Origin of the sequence: Mesorhizobium sp. M7A.F.Ca.ET.027.02.1.1 (assembly GCF_004022985.1) — a bacterium.
Lineage (GTDB): Bacteria > Pseudomonadota > Alphaproteobacteria > Rhizobiales > Rhizobiaceae > Mesorhizobium.
The window spans coordinates 1-14455 of sequence record NZ_RZOL01000139.1; the positions used below are offsets into that span (position 1 = coordinate 1).

Here is a 14455-nt window from a genome sequence, read left to right on the forward strand (position 1 = left end):
GTCGGCACCGCTGGAGTGCAGCGGCTGCGGCGGCGCTGGTCAGGTCTTCGAATGCCCCCGCTGGACGAGTTCCAACGGCCATTGCTGCCCCGCCGGCACGCACCGGCGCGGCTGCCCCGGCCTCAGCGCGGCATGCTCCGAATGTGACGGCGACCACGCTGCCGCCGCCGACCCCATGCGGCCCTCGGCCTGATACACGCCTATCGCAGCCCAGGCCGTGTCGTCTGGTGGAACCGGCGGCGCCAATCTGTGTTATGTCGTGTTGATCGCGGGCGCCGAAGGCTGCGCGTCCCCGACAACAGAAAGCGAGGCCTGAGATGGCTGACGACAAGTCGAAGACGAAACAGGACCGCAAGCAGGTCTCGAGTGAAGAGCCCTACGAGGTTGCCGCCTTTGCCCGCAAATACGGCATCCCGCCAAGCGAGGCACAGACCATCATCAAGCGCTACGGCCCCTCGCGCAAGAAGCTCGACGCCCATATGGCGGCCCGCGGCTAGCCGAAACCATTTCGCCTGGGCGGCGTTAAAGATGCTGCGGGCCGTGTCAACCGGGCCTGGTGGTACGGTGAACAGGATGTCTTTTTCCCGGTTTCTCATCCTGGCCAACGAAACGGCAGACGAGCATCTGTCCCACCCGGCCCGCAGCGCCACGTATTGAGGGAGGTCGCCATGTCCGACACCATACGCAGGACCGGGAGTTGCCTGTGCGGCGGCGTGCAGTTCGAGGTTCACGGCGCGCCGCTGCGCTTCGGCCTGTGCCATTGCAAGGACTGCCGCAAGGCCGGCGGTTCGGTCTACTCGGCCTTTGCCATCTGGCCGCGCGAAGCCTTCGAGACCACCGGCCTCGTCAGCTCCTATGGCACGCGGAGCTTTTGCCCGACATGCGGCGGCCGCGTCGCCTGGGTCGACGACAACGAGGCCGAGGTGGCGATCGGCAGCCTCGACATCGCGCCGACCGATCTCGTGCCCGAATATGAATTGTGGACCTCCAGGCGCGAGACCTGGCTGCACGCTCTGCCCGGCACCGAACAGTTCGAGCATGACCGCCCAGCGCAGCACAACGCCGAAGCGCCGACGCCGAGATCGCTGTCGGACATCGACGCTGAGATTTGATCTCTTGGCAAGGGAACCCTGTCCTGCCGGCGACGTTACCGAGCGCTCTCACGCATGTCGCCAGCGACACTTGCGGCAATCATGGAGACGACCGTTGAACGACAAGATGTTTCCCCGCCCCATCAGGCTGAAATTCGCGCCTGAGCGCGAGCGCATCATCCGCAGCGCCTGGGAAGGGCTGGAATGCCTCGCCGACTGGCCGGCTGGCCAGGGACGGCGCTACCGGGCGGCGTTGCGCAGTTGCCGCGATGCGCTGGATGGCTGGACGCCGGCGGAAAAAGCGATGCGGGCGATGATCGACGCCGCGCGCGAAGCAAAACTCCTCCAGTAGATGGAAAACAGGACATGTCCGAGCTCATTTTGCCCACACCGATGCGGATCAAGCCGCATGGGTCGGACACGATCCGCGATGTCGCAACGCTCAAGGATGCCAGCGAAATCCTGATCGACTGGCCGCAGGCCAAACGCGGCCCGTTCTACCAGGCGGCGCGCGAGAAGGTCGAAGCAGCCCTGGATAACAATGCAGGTGCTGCCGAGGCACAGGAAGCGTTCGCAGCGCTCTGCAGCCACTCCGGCGTCTTGGTGCGATAGCGGTTTCAATGAAAAGAAGCAGGCGGGACATCGTGCCTCGCCTGCTTCACGCAAATCGTCCTGATCACCCGCAATACTCGATCCGATTATTCCGCCGGAAGCTCGCCCTGTACGATCGGGTGTGAGGTTTCGAAGCCAAAACTCTTCGGCGCCAGCAGAATCAAGGCAATCACGATGGCAATCGAGGCAAGCAACGTGGCTGTGGTCGCAATATCTCTCACGATAATCTCTCCGAATTCCAAGTCGTGAGAGAAACGCCCCCAAGATAACGAGGTTCCATTAGCTTGCGCGATAATACCAGCGAGCGGAGGTTATTGCTTCGGCGGCTGGGGCGGCACTTCACCCGGCTTGATCACCGGCGTCTTGCCTTCGTTCGGCGCCGGCGCCGCCATGCCCTGGTCGCCCGTCGGGGGCGGTTTCAGCACGCCGCCGCAGTCGTTGAGCTTCGCGGTCAAATTGCCGTCATCGGCCTGCTGTTCAGGCTGCTGTTTTGCCCCTTGCTCGGTCTGAGCCCTGCATTTGTCGGCCTGCGGCGCCTGGCTGTCGTTCTGCTGCTGGGCCGCGGCCGGCATTGCCAGCGCCAGCATGAGGCCTAGTGGCATGATGGCAAGAATTCTCATCACTGCCTCCTTCTTTCTTCACGGTCGCCCGCGGCGACCTTCCTTTCAAAGGGACAACGCCTGTCGATGAAAAAGGTTGGCCGCCTCGCCCTGCGGTATTGCAACCAAACCCGTTTGCCGGCCGTTGCGGGTGCCGGAGGCGATCATGTTCGAAGGTTTTCAAGGCGCGGAAATCGACACCGGCGATGCCGGCATATTCTGCCTGCGCGCCGGGGGCGGGCCGCCGCTGCTGCTGCTGCACGGCTTTCCGCAGACGCATCTGATGTGGCGCGACATCGCCCCCGCTCTGGCCAGCCGGTTCAGCGTCGTCTGCGCCGACCTACGCGGCTATGGCCGCAGTTCCTGTCCGGCATCCACTCCCGACCACGCCCCCTATGCCAAGCGCACCATGGCCGCCGATATGATGAGGCTGATGGAGAAGCTGGGTTTCAGCAGATTCATGGTCGCCGGCCATGATCGCGGCGGGCGTGTCGCCTACCGCATGGCGCTCGATCATCGGGGCAGCATCGACAAGCTCGCCGTTCTCGACATCGTGCCGACCGCCGATGCCTGGGACCGGGCCGACGCCAGGCTGGCGCTGGGTTATTGGCCATGGTCGCTGCTGGCGCAGCCCGAGCCGTTGCCGGAAAAGATCCTGTCCGGCGCCGCCGAGGCGGTCGTCGACAATGCGCTCAACGGCTGGGGCTCGCCGCCATCGGCGTTTCCAGCCGAAGTGCGTCGGGCCTATGTCGAGGCCTTGCGCGCGCCTGCCCACGCCCATGCCATCTGCGAGGAATATCGGGCGGCAGCCACGCTCGACCGCGAGCACGATCATGCCGACAAGGCAGCCGGCCGGCGCATCCGCTGCCCGCTGCTGGCGCTATGGAGCGGTCAGGGCGCGTTGGCGCAATGGTATGCCGGCGAAGGCGGGCCGCTGGCGCTGTGGCAGGGCTGGGCCGACGATGTGCGTGGCCAGGCGATGCCAGGTGGACACTTCTTTCCCGAGGAGAATCCGGCGCGGACGGCCGATCTGCTGGCCGGCTTCTTCGGTGAAACCAGTCACGGCATCTCTCGGCGAACGGGATTACCTTCGCCCTCCCTTTGATCGGGCCGAGGCCCCCTCCTTTTCCGCCTTTGCCTGACTGCCTTCATCACCGGCGGCAAGGCCGGGTCCGCTTTCGAACCGGCGCAGAAAGCCGGCAACGACCAGCACGATCAGCGTGCCGAACCCGGCCACTTGCCAAAGACCCAGTCCGCAGGCGACGCCGATCGCGCCCGCCAGCCACATGCCGGCGCCGGTCGTCAGCCCATGCACCTCGCCGCGCGAAAACATGATCGAGCCGGCGGCGAGGAAAGCGACGCCGGCGGTCACCGCCTCGACCACCCGGATCGGATCGACCTTGACCGATTCCCCGGCGAACATCGGCGCGTGCACGATCTCGACCGTCAGGATGCCGAAGGTGGCGGCGGCGACGCAGACGAGAATATGCGTGCGAAGTCCGGCCGGGCGGTTGCGCCATTCGCGTTCGAAACCGATGACCGCGCCATAGAGGGTGGCCAGCAACAGCCGCGCCGCGATGACCGGAAACGAGGTGTAGGTGGAATGGCCGAATTCCTCGACGAGCTGTTCCATGATGTCCCCTCCAAAAGCTTGACGCCACAACGCGGCCACCGGGTCGCGGTTCCTGAATCCACGGCCAGGTGCGGCAAGGATGCGGCCGCTTTTGAATACGCATCTGCCAAAGGGAGGTTGATGGAACCAACCCTCAAGGGCTCAGGAAGGCTCGGTTTCGGGCAGGTCGGCGCCGAGCTGCGGAACGATGATCGAGTCCAGGGGCGCCGTCAGGGACCATTTGAGATGGCCCGGGCTGCGATCCAGCACCGCCAAGCCGTTCAGCGATTGCGGCGCGACCCGTTGCAGGACGACGGTGCCGAAACCCTTGCGCGTGCTTTCGTCCCGCCGCTCTCCCTCGCGCACCGGCATCGTCTCGTCCCAGACCAGATGAATTTCCCGCTTGTCCGAAACGCCTTCGACGATCCGCCAGGTGATCTCGAGCCGCCCGGCCTCGCTCGCCAGCGCGCCATATTTTGATGAGTTGGTGCCGAGTTCATGAAATGCCATGCCGAGATTCTGCACGGCGTTCGGCTGCAGGGTCAAAAGCGGCCCGGAGAGCGATACCCGCGCCTCGTGGCCGAACGGCTTGAGCTGCTCCTGGGCGAGGTCGAAGAGGCTGGCGCCGGCCCATTCCGAGTTCACCAGCAGATCGTGCGACCGCGACAGCGCCATGATGCGGGAGCGGATCAACTCCTCGAATTCACGCGGATCGGTCGAGCGTTTGCTGGTCTCCCTGATCATCGAGAGGATCACCGCGAACTGGTTCTTGACGCGATGGTTCACCTCGCGGAGCAAAAGCCTGATCCGGCGCTCGCTCTCCTTGCTGGCGGTGATGTCGCGGGCGATCTTCGAGGCGCCGATGATCTCGCCGGACACGTTCCTGATCGGCGAAATGGTCAGCGACACGGCGATGAGGCCGCCATCCTTGCGCCGGCGGATCGTCTCGTAGCTGGCCAGCAGCTCGCCCCTGCGAACCCGGCTGATGATGTCGGTCTCTTCATCCTTGAGATGATCGGGGATGAGCATGAGCACGGAGCGGCCGACGGCCTCTTCGGCGGTGTAGCCGAACATGCGTTGCGCCGCCGCGTTCCAACTGGTGATGATGCTGTTCAGATCCTTGCTGACGATGGCGTCGAAGGACGAATCGACAATCGCTGCCAACCGCGCATCGGCGGTGATGGCGATCAAGGCATCACGGCCCGCCAAATCTATCACGGTCGACCCCTTCTCCCTCTGCGCGGATTGCGCGCATGGCCACCAATGCGCCGCGGTGCATTTTGGTTGCAATCGCCTCCAACATTCCTCCCAGGAACAGTCCGGGCAGTTCATGTCCGGAACCTTGCGCGCCTGCGCGAGTTGCACCCGACACCCCCCGTGGACGGCTCAATAAGGAGGCACACAATGAGCGACGGCAACAGCGATCTCGACCGGGTCTGGAAACTGATGGACAGGATCGGCTTCTGTATGCTCGCCACTCGCGAAGGCGATGACATCCGCTCGCGACCGATGGCGGCGCATGTGGTGCGCGACGAAAACGCCGTCTACTTCCTCACCGATGTCGACAGTCACAAGGATGACGAGATCGAAGCCGAGCCCAATGTCGGTCTCGCCTTCGCCATTCAGGCGGCCAGAAATATGTTTCCGTCAGCGGTCTGGCGGCGGTTTCGAACGACCGCGCCAAGATCAGGGAGTTGTGGTCGACCCCGGCCAAGGCCTGGTGGGACAGTGCCGATGATCCTTCGATCCGCGTGCTTAAGGTGACGCCGAAAGACGCCCAGTATTGGGACAGCCCCGGCACCGTGGTCAGCTATGTGAAGATGCTGGCCGCAACGGTCAGCGACAGCCGCCCGGAAATCGGTGACACCGGTAAGGTCAGGATGTAGCCGGACGGCGTTGAAAATCACGACATCAGTCAGATGTACGAATGCCGGCGGGTCGCATTTGACATATTGCTGGCGGCATACCGGCGCGGATCAGTCTGGCTTGGGAGGGTCAGGGGCATTCGGCACTGGATCGGCGTCAGTATCCCTTTGCGGACAGTCCTCATAGCTGTGGTCGCGCCCGCCGCAGAAAGAACAGCACATGGCCTCGCGATCCCCGTTTCCGGGCCGCCATTGCGGGGTTTCGTAGGGCTTCCTGCCATCCATCCCCAGCAATGCACGACGGACCATTTGGTTGCGCCGCCACAGACGGCCAGCCGGCGGTAGCGGAACCACCCGCCGGGATGCGAGTTTCGGCCGATATATCCATTCGAGGGAACAGCCATGCCAATGCGCCGAATTGCCTTGATGACGGCAGCGATCCTGCTGGCGGCGGCCGGCCTCGCCGAAGCCAGGCCCGACACCCGCACGATGAGTTGCGACCAACTCCGGCAACTGCTCCAAAGCCGCCATGCCGTGGTGCTGACCACCGGCCCCAACACCTATGACCGCTATGTCAGGCAGTTCGGCAATGAATGCGACTGGCCGGAGGTGCCGATGTCGGCCTATGTCCCGACCCGTGACGGCAGCTGCCCGGTCTACCGCTGCGAGGAACCCGTCACCAACTTTCCGGACTGACACCGCGCTTCCAATCGGCTTTGCCGCCGCAGTGCGTTGATCCCGGCGCGCGAACCGGCTAGGGGTGGGGCGCAACGTGCATTTTCCCGCTTCGTCTAATGGTAGGACAGCGCCCTTTGAAGGCGTGAATCGAGGTTCGAGCCCTTGAGCGGGAACCAGCAACCAAGCGTTCGGCTGCTCAAAAGCTGCGCGCAGGGCTGGCCAGCCGGCATCAGCGTATTAGCGAACGCTTGTATTTCGCCCCAAGCAGGATCATCATCCGGACCGTCAGTGGCTTCAAGGGGTGCAGCGCCATGGAACTGAGTTGCTTTGACGGGGGCGTCCTTGCATCGACGATGTCCCTGAACGTCACGGCGGTTTTCATAATATTGACCGCATTTGCCGCATTTCGGCTGGTTGCAATGTCAGGCGAAGGTTCTGTCGACCAACTCCAGACCGCGTAGCCCGCAGGGGACCTCCGGTTCAGGAGAAGGCATATGGCCGCGAGAAAAGTGATAGCCGTCAAGGATTGGTCTTGCGGCATGAGCGACGAGCTCGGCCGCGTCGTCCTGACCATCAACCCGACCGAGGGTGAGCCCATCCTGGTTTTGATGACAATCTTCCAGGCGGCAAGGATGGCCGGGGAATTGCGGGCTCCGAAACTCGTCTCCATGCCTCGGTGACGCCACGCCCCTGGGCAAATCGGATCAAGCTCGCCGGGGCAGCCCCAACGCCCTCCCCAGCGAGCTGTTGCTCCGTTACGATGAACGATGGAGCAATTACTGCTTTACGAATCCGGGCGCCATTAAGTTGCATCCGGCCTCCTGAAACCATTTCGCGGACACCGCGTTGACCACCGGGCCGACACAGGAGACATCTCATGACCGTCAACTGCCGCATATCGATCGACAACCGGCCGGAGGCCACGGACGCCATTTTTCAGGCGGTTCCACGGATCGGCGAAAGTGTCGCGCTGTCGATCGACGGAACCACGCAGGATCTGCGGGTATCGCGCGTCGTGCACGTCACCAATGGCAGCCTGGAAGGTGCCGCGATCGTCGTCGAAGTGACGACCAACATCCTCTGAACCGAGAGTCTCGTCCCGGTACGCCAGCCGGCGCCGCGTCGCGGCAACTGCCGACCGGCCTGCGGGGCCAGGGCGGCTCACGCGTGGTGAACCGCCCTACTCCTTGCCGCCGTCGGAAATGCCGTTGCCGCCGGCGGTTGGCAAGATGCCGAAGTCTTGCGACTTCGTCCCTTGCTCCGCCGTCAGGAAGCCATCCGAGGCAAGACCGCGCCGCAGCAATTCCCTCACGGCGGCCGAACGGCTCGGCATGCGCTTGTCAAAGCGCCAGTTTTCCAGCGCCGCCAGTTCGTCTGACGTCAGCATGATCTGCAACCGTTCCGGGCGTTCCAGTTCAGTCATCGCGCTTCCCTCGCTCCGCACCATGAATACGTAGAATGAGTATTCAACTTACTCAACTCATAGTTAGGAAACCGCTCCTAGCGCGTCAAGACCTCGCGATGGGTGAACCGCTTGTCATGCTCATGAAGAGCGTGATGCGTATTCGGCGTAACACACACAGTTGCACAACTATGCTAACTATTTGATTTGTTTGGGTATAATTTAATTAGTGACTTGCCAAGCCCAAGCCCCTGCCGCATTGTGCAACCTGAACAGAAAACCATTCCCTTTGGGAGGTTTCGATGCGGTATGATTACTCGGCGCGACTGCGCGATGACGTCCGTTCAGCAGTCCAGGTCGCCTTCAGGAAGACCGGCATCGTCAGCATCACGGCGGTGGCGGAGCATGTAAGGGTCAGGAATCTGGCCGAAAACGTCGCCCTCGAGGACGTCGAATACCTTGTCTTCCAGGCAGCCCAGCTGATTGGCGCGGCAATTGAATTCGACGGGCTCACCAATTTCGACGGCGTAGCTGGTCTGTTCGTGGATGGCCTCGGTGGCGACGATGGTGAGCGCGTCAACGCCCAACTCGACAGACCTGGTGAGGCCACCCTGCAGTAGGGCGGTTCAGGCTGAACGCGCATTTGTCCCGTGCCAGCCAGAGCGGCCTCCTCAAAAGGCCGCCCTGCTGTTTCCGTACCTTGGTGATGACCAGAGCAGTTCCTCAGGCGGAGCCGGCGATTTGTGAGGCGAAGTCGCGATAGGGACGCAGCGGGCGGCCCAGAAGCGTGGTCAGGCGCTCGACGTCGCCGGCCTCGGGCATCATGCCGTCGGTCAGGAACCGTTCGCCCATCAAGCGCATGTCGTACGCCATCCAGGCAGGCAGGAACTGCTTGAGATTCTGCTCGAAATCTTCGGTGTTGTCGCCGCCGTAGCTGATCGGGCGGGCAAGCACGTCGGACCAGATAGCGGCGATATCCGGTCAGTGTCTGCGGACCGACGAGGTTGATCCGCTCGAGCGCAAGCGGCTCCGCGGACCGTTCGCGGCGCAGCAGCTCGAGAGCGGCGATCTCGGCGATATCACGCACGTCGACCATGGCGAGCCCCTTGGCGCCGACCGGCATTGTGTAGGTGCCGTAGCCGGTGATGACGTCTTCGATCATCAGGTCGTTCTGGATGAAATAGGCCGGGCGCAGGATCGTGGCCTGGAAGCCCATCTGCTCGATCATTCGCTCGACGCCGAATTTGCCGGCGAAATGCGGCACGTTCACATAGACGTCCGCATGGATCACCGAGAGATAGACGATCCGCTCGATGCCCGCCGATCGGGCGACGTTCAGCGCGACCAAAGCCTGGGTGAATTCGTCCGGCACCACGGCGTTCAAGAGGAACAGGGTGGAAACACCGGACATGGCTTTGCGCAGTGAATCGACATCGAGAAAGTCGCCTTGCGCGACCGATACGCCTGCCGGAAAGCTGGCTTTCGACGGATCGCGGACGAGAGCACGGACGTCGGCGCCGCGCTTGACGAGGTGTTCGACGACTTGGCGGCCAACATTGCCTGTGGCGCCGGTAACGAGAATGGTCATGGAATTTCTCCTGTTGGGTTGCTTGACAGGCCCAATATGTGTGGCTCACAAACAGTCAAACAGGCCGAAATTTTAGACGCGCCGTCTCACTGGTGGAACACTCATGGATCTTCTGGCCCTCACCGATTTCAACCTCGTTGCCCGCCATGGCGGTTTCGGCAAAGCGGCAAGGGCCACCGGCCGGCCCAAGGCAACCTTGTCGCGGCGGGTTGGATACTTGGAGAGCAGCCTTGACCTGCGCCTGTTTGAACGGGGCGCGCGCAACCTGAAGCTGACCGAAGAAGGACGGGCGCTCTTCGAGCGGACGGGAGTATTGCTTGCCGAACTGGACGAGACGGCTGCGGAGATCGCCTCGGGCGGTCGCAAACCCAAGGGCAGATTGCGTATCAGCGCGCCCCTGCTTTTTTCTCAGACCGCGATGGGGAGGATCGCTGCGGGATTTACCCTCAAATTTCCGGAGGTGAGGCTGGAGGTCACGACGGAGGACCGGGCTGTGGACATGATCGAGGAAGGCTACGACCTGGTGATCCGGGTCAACCCGGATCCCGATGAAAGCCTGGTCGGACGGGCGTTTCTCCGCGACCGGCTGGTCGTCGTGGCGAGCCTTCACCTTCCTCGCACCGGTGGTCCGGCCCCTGGCGTTGCGCGCGGGACAGGCGAACGGCAAACATGGCACGTGAAGACAGAGGCTGGCCGGTCGACGATAAAAATCGAGCCGGTCCTCGCTTTGGGAACGCTCATTATGGTGCGCGATGCGGTGCGAGCGGGGGTCGGGGCAGCACGTCTTCCCATTTCGTTGGTGGCCCACGATTTGGCTGACGGCACACTGGTGAATTGGGGAGACATTGACGGCCCGGAGATCGCTCTTTGGACGCTCTACCCGTCTCGGCGGCTGCTCAGCCCGCGCGTGTCGGCTTTCCTGGACTTTCTGAAACAGGCCTTCCCGAACGGGACGCCGGACGAACTGGCCGCCTATATCGGCAGGTGATGCCGAACCCGCTTTCAGCGCACTGGGACCCTGGCAGCGTCACGTCACCTGCCAGCCTGCTTGGCAGAACATGCCGCAACCTCCGATCCACTCGTCGACAGAACCCGGCAAACAGGCCGATCGCACCGGCAGGCGCCGTTTCGCGAACGATTGTTTTCGGTGTGGAACAAACTGGGTGCATGGAGGTTTTGGCCTCGCCGCACTCGGGAGGACGTGGTGAAGGCTCTGCGCAGTCTCCTTGCCGAACTGTCATCCAACTGGCTCAGGCGCCGCAAGGCGCAAGCGTCCAACACCGCTGGGAATGCCAAAGCCACGCCCAGCGTTGCGCCGCAGGCGTCAAACCAGCGTGCCGCTCATAGGCCCAAGCCTCCGTCCACCCGCGATGTCGCCTCCAACATGTGAGCGAGCTGCAAAGGCCATGATGATGCTGAATCGCCTGACTACAGATCCACTTCTCCGCCTTTTCATCGGTATAATTGCCGGCACATTGGCTGGAGGCGGTGTCGGCGAAGTGGTCGGCAACCATATCATGGCCGATCCCCTTGTCGGCGCATCCGTGGGCGCTTTTGTCGGCGCCGCGATTGCCGGAGTGATCCTGGCCGTCGAAGAATAGCGCCGCCGCATGGTGAGCAGCCATGGGGCGGCCGCGTCGTCTTCAAACCATCGACATGCGGCCGAACACCCTGTGGGAATTGAGCGATCGGCTGCTATAATTCCTGGACCCTTCCCGGAGAACGCCTGCCATGACCCTGAAAACACGCAAGCTCGGCAGCCAGGGGCTGCAGGTCTCGGCCATCGGCCTCGGCTGCATGGGCATGAGCCAGTCCTACGGCCCGGCCGACGAGGCCGAATCCATCGCCACGCTGCACCGTGCCATCGAACTCGGCTGCACCTTCCTCGACGCCGCGGAGGTCTATGGTCCCTACGCCAACGAAGCCTTGCTCGGTCGGGCGTTAAAGGGCAAGCGCGACCAGGTGACGATCGCCACGAAATTCGGCTTCCGTATCGAAAACGGCAAGCAGGTCGGAACCGACAGCCGGCCCGAGCATATTCGTGAGGTCGTGGAAGCCTCGCTCGGCCGCCTCGGAACCGACCATATCGACCTGCTCTACCAGCACCGCGTCGACCCGGCGGTGCCGATGGAGGATGTCGCGGGCGCCGTCGGCGAACTCGTCGCGCAAGGCAAGGTGCGCTTCTTCGGCCTGTCGGAGGCCGGCGCGGCCAACATCCGCCGGGCGCATGCTGCGCACCCGGTGTCAGCGGTGCAGAGCGAGTATTCGCTGTGGGAGCGCAATCTGGAGCCGGAGATCATCCCGCTGCTTGGCGAACTCGGCATCGGCCTGGTGCCGTTCTCGCCGCTCGGCCGAGGTTTTCTCACCGGCCAGGTCAAGCGCGCGGAAGACTATCCCGACGGCGATTATCGCCGCAACGACCCGCGCTACCAAGGCGAAAACTACGACGCCAATGTCGAGGCGGCCGCCAAGGTGAGCGACATCGCAGCAGCCAAAGGCATCAAGCCCGGCCAGATCGCGCTGGCCTGGCTGCTGGCGAAGGGCGACGGCTTTGGCATCGACATCGTGCCGATCCCCGGCACCAAGCGCACAAAATACCTGGGAGAGAACGTCGCCGCCGCCGCGATCAAACTCGATGCCGCCGAGATGGCCGCGCTCGACGAAGCGCTCGCGCCGGGGAAAATCTCCGGCCCGCGCTACACCGAGCGGGGCATGGCGATGGTCGACCGGTAGGGGGCGCCGCCCGTCTCGCTCTGAGGGCAATGCTCTCGCTCAACTCTTCGGCGGCAGCTGATGTCAAATCGGCTGTCGGCTCGGCTTTATCAGCCAATGTTTCAGCTGGCCGGTGGAGCGTTGATCGCAAATTGCGCAGCGAAAGCCCTGATGTAAGCAGGCCGAGCTTCACCGCGCGCTACATATGCAGCAAGGTTTTGATATTCGTCCAAAATGCCCGACATTCTTAGTCGCAGCAGCACCGATACCATCAACAGATCGCCCGCGCTGAATGCATCGTCGAGCCACTCGGCGGCGTCCAGACGAGCCGAGAGCCTGTCGAGACAGGCGCGAACACGATCCTTCACCAATGGCAAACGCTCCTCGCTCCAGGGCTTGTCAGCTTCGAATATCTTTGCCGTCGTTAATTCGAGGATCGGCGGCTCGACTGTGTTAAGTGCGGCAAACATCCACGTGATCGCACGCGCGCGGGCATCGCGATCGCCGGGCAGCAGGCCCGCGTGCTGCTCGGCAAGGTGAAGGATGATCGAGCCGGTCTCGAACAGTGAGAGAGAACCCTCCTCGTAGGTGGGGATCTGGCCGAAGGGATGGAGGGCCAGATGGTCCGGCGCCTTCATCTGCGCGAAGGATACAAACCGAACCTCATAAGGCAGCCCTACCTCTTCGAGCGCCCAGCGAACGCGCGTATCGCGCGCCAGTCCCTTGCCGCGATCGGGCGATCGCTCAAATGCCGTGATGGTGATTGTCATCGCATCGTTCCTGATTGGGCGAATTCTTCGGCTCCCTATCGTGAAGACGAATGGGCCTCCCGGAAATCGACATCGGTTTGAACTATTTTCCGCAGTTCGTGCCTGGCTTGTCGACCCCGACATTGCCGAAGAAGGCAAAGGCAGGGCCTAATCCGCCGCTGCCGCCGTGACCTTCTTGGACGCGGCCCGCTGTCGCCGCATGCGCCGTTTGGCGACGAGCTTGAGAGCGACCGGCGGCTCGTTTGAGAGCGCGCCCAGCACGGCGTCGACCATGCCATGCGCCACGAAATCCGCGTTCAAGTCACGGGCCAGTTTGTCGGCCGTCTCCTTGTCCTCAGCAGCGGCCTCCGACCAGAACACGATTCCCACCCGAAGTGCGGCCTTGGCGCGCTTCAGCCGGCGAACCAGGAAGCCGGCGTGCTTGACGGAATCCCGGTTCAGGAATCCGACCACGACGGTGTCGACGGTTTCGAGCTCAAGGCGGCGAATGCTGGCGGGCTCCATATCGGCAAAGCCGGCTTTCGATACCGTCGCGCCCTGCACCTCCAGCACCTGCGCCAGCATAGCGGCGGCGGCGTCGTCGAGCTCGCCACGCCCGCCGGCGCAAAGCACGGAGATATCCGTGCCATCGGGCAGTTCGGTCTCGTCCTCCCCGCTTGGATCGCCATCGTCGCTCGCCTCTGCGGCCACGTGCGACTCCTCCTCGCCTGCCTCCTCCTGCGCGCTGTCGTCGAGATTGGCGACCAGCATCAGGGCACTGGCCGCCACCTGCCGCCTTTGCAAATCGCCCATGACGCCGCGCACACGGTCTTGTTCGCCCAGCAAAAGCGCCGGAATGGCAACCTTGTCGTAGAATTCGACCAGATATTTCTCCTCCAGCATCTCCTCGGCATGGTCGGTGGCTTCTTCCGGATCGCCGGCCAGCAGCCGCTGGTACAGGCGCGCATGGGGTTCGAGCACGGGCTCGTTGCCGAACAGCACGTCGAGGAATTCAAACTGCGGCACGTGTCTGCCCAGCACCACCAGGCAGACGGTGAGCGGTGTCGACAGGATCAGCCCGAGCGGCCCCCAGAGCCACGTCCAGAAAATCGCCGCGACGATGATCGCCAGCGGCGACAGTCCTGTCCGCGAACCGTAGAGCCAGGGTTCGATGATATTGCCGGTGATCAGCTCCATCACCACGAACAGGCCGGCGGTCCACAGCACGAGCGACCAGCCCGGCGCAACGGCCAGCGCCAGGAACAGCGGCAAAAGCATGCCTATGATCGGGCCGATATAGGGAACGAAACGCAGCGCCAGCGCCAGCAGCCCCCACAGCAGCGCATTGGGAATACCGAGGGCCCAGAGCCCGATCGCGATCGGTACGGCGTAGACGATGTTGACGACCAATTGCATCAAGAGATAGCGGCCCACCCGCTTGGCGGCATCCTGAAGCGCCTCGGTGGTGCGGTGGAGGTCGCCGTAGCCGACAAGCCGGATGAAGCGGTCGCGCAGATCCTCCCGCTCGAGCAGCATGAAGATGACGA

19 protein-coding genes, 1 tRNA gene and 2 pseudogenes are annotated in these 14455 nt (G+C 63.3%); 14 read left to right on the top strand and 8 right to left on the bottom strand.

The genetic code is table 11. The features are described 5' to 3' along the window. Positions 1-317: 317 nt before the first annotated feature. The 4 genes from EN749_RS16760 (at position 318) to EN749_RS16775 (ending at position 1703) form a co-directional block, all read left to right on the top strand. Complete coding sequence (locus EN749_RS16760) at positions 318-497, top strand: DUF3606 domain-containing protein (RefSeq protein WP_023813816.1); 180 nt, start codon at positions 318-320, stop codon at positions 495-497. 171 nt (positions 498-668) lie between these two features. Then, on the top strand, positions 669-1112 hold the full coding sequence (locus tag EN749_RS16765; protein ID WP_128289410.1) for a GFA family protein: 444 nt from the start codon (positions 669-671) through the stop codon (positions 1110-1112). A 94-nt stretch (positions 1113-1206) separates the two neighbouring features. After that, complete coding sequence (locus tag EN749_RS16770) at positions 1207-1443, top strand: DUF982 domain-containing protein (protein WP_127809864.1); 237 nt, start codon at positions 1207-1209, stop codon at positions 1441-1443. A 14-nt stretch (positions 1444-1457) separates the two neighbouring features. Further along, on the top strand, positions 1458-1703 hold the full coding sequence (locus tag EN749_RS16775; protein ID WP_127331690.1) for a DUF982 domain-containing protein: 246 nt from the start codon (positions 1458-1460) through the stop codon (positions 1701-1703). 86 nt (positions 1704-1789) lie between these two features. On the opposite strand, the gene EN749_RS39445 is transcribed toward EN749_RS16775, so the two are convergent. Together EN749_RS39445 and EN749_RS16780 are read right to left on the bottom strand one after the other, a co-directional pair. Continuing rightward, positions 1790-1924, bottom strand: a complete 135-nt coding sequence (locus EN749_RS39445; protein ID WP_281035303.1) for a hypothetical protein — start codon at positions 1922-1924, stop codon at positions 1790-1792. 90 nt (positions 1925-2014) lie between these two features. After that, entirely contained in the window at positions 2015-2323 is a 309-nt protein-coding gene (locus EN749_RS16780) for a hypothetical protein (RefSeq protein ID WP_127809863.1), read from the bottom strand. A 145-nt stretch (positions 2324-2468) separates the two neighbouring features. Between EN749_RS16780 and EN749_RS16785 the strand changes: the two genes are divergently transcribed. Next, positions 2469-3407 carry an alpha/beta hydrolase gene (locus EN749_RS16785; RefSeq protein ID WP_189367571.1) on the top strand — a complete coding sequence of 313 codons (939 nt, stop codon included), beginning with the start codon at positions 2469-2471 and terminating at the stop codon, positions 3405-3407. Here the strand turns inward: EN749_RS16785 and EN749_RS16790 are convergent. Both EN749_RS16790 and EN749_RS16795 read right to left on the bottom strand, forming a co-directional pair. Continuing rightward, the gene (locus EN749_RS16790) at positions 3387-3935 is read right to left on the bottom strand and encodes an MgtC/SapB family protein (RefSeq protein WP_127809862.1); all 549 of its coding nucleotides are present in this window, start codon (positions 3933-3935) and stop codon (positions 3387-3389) included. The two genes, EN749_RS16785 and EN749_RS16790, sit on opposite strands and share 21 nt — an antisense overlap. Before the next feature lie 141 nt (positions 3936-4076). After that, positions 4077-5132: a PAS domain S-box protein gene (locus EN749_RS16795; RefSeq protein WP_127809861.1), complete on the bottom strand. Its 1056-nt coding sequence runs from the start codon at positions 5130-5132 to the stop codon at positions 4077-4079. A gap of 186 nt (positions 5133-5318) precedes the next feature. On the opposite strand from EN749_RS16795, the pseudogene EN749_RS16800 reads away from it, so the two are divergent. From EN749_RS16800 to EN749_RS16820, 5 genes and pseudogenes are all read left to right on the top strand, one after another. After that, positions 5319-5800: pseudogene (locus EN749_RS16800) on the top strand (pyridoxamine 5'-phosphate oxidase family protein). Positions 5801-6181: 381 nt separating this feature from the next. After that, positions 6182-6475, top strand: coding sequence for a hypothetical protein (locus EN749_RS16805; protein WP_127809860.1), 294 nt, complete (start codon positions 6182-6184; stop codon positions 6473-6475). 84 nt (positions 6476-6559) lie between these two features. Beyond that, a tRNA-Gln gene (locus EN749_RS16810) sits at positions 6560-6633 on the top strand. Positions 6634-6951: 318 nt separating this feature from the next. Beyond that, positions 6952-7137 carry a hypothetical protein gene (locus EN749_RS16815; protein ID WP_127331685.1) on the top strand — a complete coding sequence of 62 codons (186 nt, stop codon included), beginning with the start codon at positions 6952-6954 and terminating at the stop codon, positions 7135-7137. Between the two features lie 197 nt (positions 7138-7334). Then, positions 7335-7541: a hypothetical protein gene (locus EN749_RS16820; RefSeq protein ID WP_127809859.1), complete on the top strand. Its 207-nt coding sequence runs from the start codon at positions 7335-7337 to the stop codon at positions 7539-7541. Between the two features lie 96 nt (positions 7542-7637). On the opposite strand, the gene EN749_RS16825 is transcribed toward EN749_RS16820, so the two are convergent. Then, positions 7638-7880: a hypothetical protein gene (locus EN749_RS16825; RefSeq protein WP_127269195.1), complete on the bottom strand. Its 243-nt coding sequence runs from the start codon at positions 7878-7880 to the stop codon at positions 7638-7640. Between the two features lie 281 nt (positions 7881-8161). On the opposite strand from EN749_RS16825, the gene EN749_RS16830 reads away from it, so the two are divergent. Further along, entirely contained in the window at positions 8162-8479 is a 318-nt protein-coding gene (locus EN749_RS16830; protein ID WP_127269194.1) for a hypothetical protein, read from the top strand. A 103-nt stretch (positions 8480-8582) separates the two neighbouring features. Here EN749_RS16830 and EN749_RS16835 read toward each other — a convergent pair. Beyond that, positions 8583-9447 (bottom strand): annotated as a pseudogene (locus EN749_RS16835) (NmrA/HSCARG family protein). Between the two features lie 103 nt (positions 9448-9550). Between EN749_RS16835 and EN749_RS16840 the strand changes: the two are divergent. The 3 genes from EN749_RS16840 (at position 9551) to EN749_RS16855 (ending at position 12180) form a co-directional block, all read left to right on the top strand. Then, positions 9551-10435 (top strand): LysR family transcriptional regulator, encoded by an 885-nt coding sequence (locus EN749_RS16840; protein WP_128363566.1) that lies wholly within the window; start codon positions 9551-9553, stop codon positions 10433-10435. A 418-nt stretch (positions 10436-10853) separates the two neighbouring features. Further along, positions 10854-11048 carry a hypothetical protein gene (locus tag EN749_RS16850; RefSeq protein WP_127382563.1) on the top strand — a complete coding sequence of 65 codons (195 nt, stop codon included), beginning with the start codon at positions 10854-10856 and terminating at the stop codon, positions 11046-11048. A 130-nt stretch (positions 11049-11178) separates the two neighbouring features. Beyond that, positions 11179-12180, top strand: coding sequence for an aldo/keto reductase (locus tag EN749_RS16855; protein ID WP_128363567.1), 1002 nt, complete (start codon positions 11179-11181; stop codon positions 12178-12180). Positions 12181-12281: 101 nt separating this feature from the next. Here the strand turns inward: EN749_RS16855 and EN749_RS16860 are convergent, their stop codons facing one another. After that, positions 12282-12929, bottom strand: a complete 648-nt coding sequence (locus tag EN749_RS16860; protein ID WP_127271145.1) for a glutathione S-transferase family protein — start codon at positions 12927-12929, stop codon at positions 12282-12284. A 147-nt stretch (positions 12930-13076) separates the two neighbouring features. Then, a partial coding sequence (locus EN749_RS16865; RefSeq protein WP_145990929.1) for an AI-2E family transporter occupies positions 13077-14455 on the bottom strand: 1379 nt, incomplete at its 5' end.